Raw genomic sequence first — 1,523 nt, 5'->3', positions numbered from 1 at the left:
CGCCTGCACACGCAGCTGTTCTCGGGCTATGGCGACAGCCTGATCGACTACAACCGCAAGCGCACGGTATTCAGTGTAGGCTTCAGCCTTCTTGATTTTTAAGGCACCCCCTGAGCGGCTCACGCCGCTTCCCCCTCTCAACCTTCGGTGGAGGGGGACGGCACCATCGCTGCGGGGCGGCCCTTGCTCGGTGCCCCCGTGCTGGGGCATGCCAGTTTCAGAGGCTGCGGGTAACGCGGGCACCATGGAGGAGCCCCCCGCAGGGAACAGCCCGACTTTCGCACCGCTTACCCGACTTTGTAACGCCTCCAAGGCCGCGCAAAATGGGGGCCTGAAGGAGGATCGATGGATCAGCAATACCAGCTCAAGGCCGGCCACTATTACCTGTACGACATGCGCGACACGCCCAGCGCGGTCACGGGTGAGCGCCGCTTTCGGCTCCGTACAGAGACCGTGGCCATCGCCTTCGACCTGCACACCGGCGAAGTCCACCAGCACGGCACGCCCATGCGCATCCATTCCTGGGCACTGACCGCACGCCGGCGCCTGCGCGCCGCCGGCGCGTGGCAATCCGCCGACGACATCGTGGTCGTCTCCGGCCCGCTGCCCGTCGAGGAAATCAACAACTGCCTGCGCATCCGCGGCTACTGCCGGCGCATGTTCCAGCGGCTGGCGAGCCTGCCACATGGAAAGTGGCAGGCCGACAAGACGGCCTCAAGCCAGTCTCGCCGCGCCTGAAGCAAGGCCCTACTCGTCGTCTTCCACGTCCTGCGCATCCGCCAGATCCGCGGGATCGGGGTGCTTGACGATGGTCACGGGCAACTGGCTCAGGCGCGCGACTTCGCGCGACACCGAGCCGATCAGCGCACTGGCCACGCCGCTCTGCCCCAGCGCGCCGATGATGATCATGTCGCAGCCGTTGCGCTCGGCCATGTCGACCAGCGTCGCCGCGGGCTGACCCAGGCCGACTTCGGTTTCATAGCTCGCGCCCGCGGCTTCGACCAGCGCCACGGCCGGCTCCATCAGGTGACGGCCCGCGGCCACGCTCGCGCGGGCGATCAGGTCGGGGTCCTGAGTGGCGAGTTCGAACAGCGAGGCTTCCTGCTGCACGTGGGCCAGCAGCAGGCTCGCATGCAGCCCCTGGCGCACCAGCTTCACGCCATGGCGTACCGCATCGAGCGAGGGTTCCGATCCATCCACTGCGATCATGATTCTGAGCATCTGGGCCTCCGGGAGTTATCGATGCCCCAGTGTAGGGCAGGCTGCCATCCGCCAGCCAGCTTTACCCCATGAAGCACGGCCCGCGGGCAGTCTGGGACAATGGCGCCCATGCTGCAGTTCGAAACCCTCAAAAACGACCCATCCAGCCACGCGCGCCGTGGCAAGCTCACGCTCAATCACGGCGTGGTCCAGACCCCGATCTTCATGCCCGTGGGCACCTATGGCACCGTCAAGGGCGTGATGCCGCGCAGCCTGGAAGAAATGGGCGCATCCAGAGGTGGAAGGTGTTGCCCAGGATGATC

General features: G+C 66.2%; 3 protein-coding genes and 1 pseudogene. 3 read left to right on the top strand and 1 reads right to left on the bottom strand.

Annotated features, from left to right (window positions below):
* On the top strand, window positions 1-102 hold a 102-nt coding region (locus D3H34_RS32510), incomplete at its 5' end, for a phospholipase A (protein WP_147400586.1).
* A 243-nt stretch (window positions 103-345) separates the two neighbouring features.
* Entirely contained in the window at window positions 346-738 is a 393-nt protein-coding gene (locus D3H34_RS32505) for a hypothetical protein (protein ID WP_119558848.1), read from the top strand.
* A gap of 9 nt (window positions 739-747) precedes the next feature.
* Here D3H34_RS32505 and D3H34_RS32500 read toward each other — a convergent pair whose 3' ends face one another.
* Window positions 748-1,221, bottom strand: a complete 474-nt coding sequence (locus D3H34_RS32500; RefSeq protein WP_119558847.1) for a universal stress protein — start codon at window positions 1,219-1,221, stop codon at window positions 748-750.
* A gap of 108 nt (window positions 1,222-1,329) precedes the next feature.
* Between D3H34_RS32500 and D3H34_RS32495 the strand changes: the two are divergent.
* A pseudogene (locus D3H34_RS32495) lies at window positions 1,330-1,491 on the top strand (tRNA guanosine(34) transglycosylase Tgt); the annotation flags it as partial.
* Window positions 1,492-1,523 lie beyond the last annotated feature (32 nt).

The organism is Acidovorax cavernicola, from assembly GCF_003581445.1.
Note: the sequence above shows the minus strand (reverse complement) of the source record. Positions and strands in the feature narration are given on the sequence as shown.

Coding starts and splice junctions, on each gene's coding strand:
- D3H34_RS32505 (WP_119558848.1), top strand. CDS start 346: ATGGATCAGCAATACCAGCTCAAGGCCGGCCACTATTACCTGTACGAC.
- D3H34_RS32500 (WP_119558847.1), bottom strand. CDS start 1,221: ATGCTCAGAATCATGATCGCAGTGGATGGATCGGAACCCTCGCTCGAT.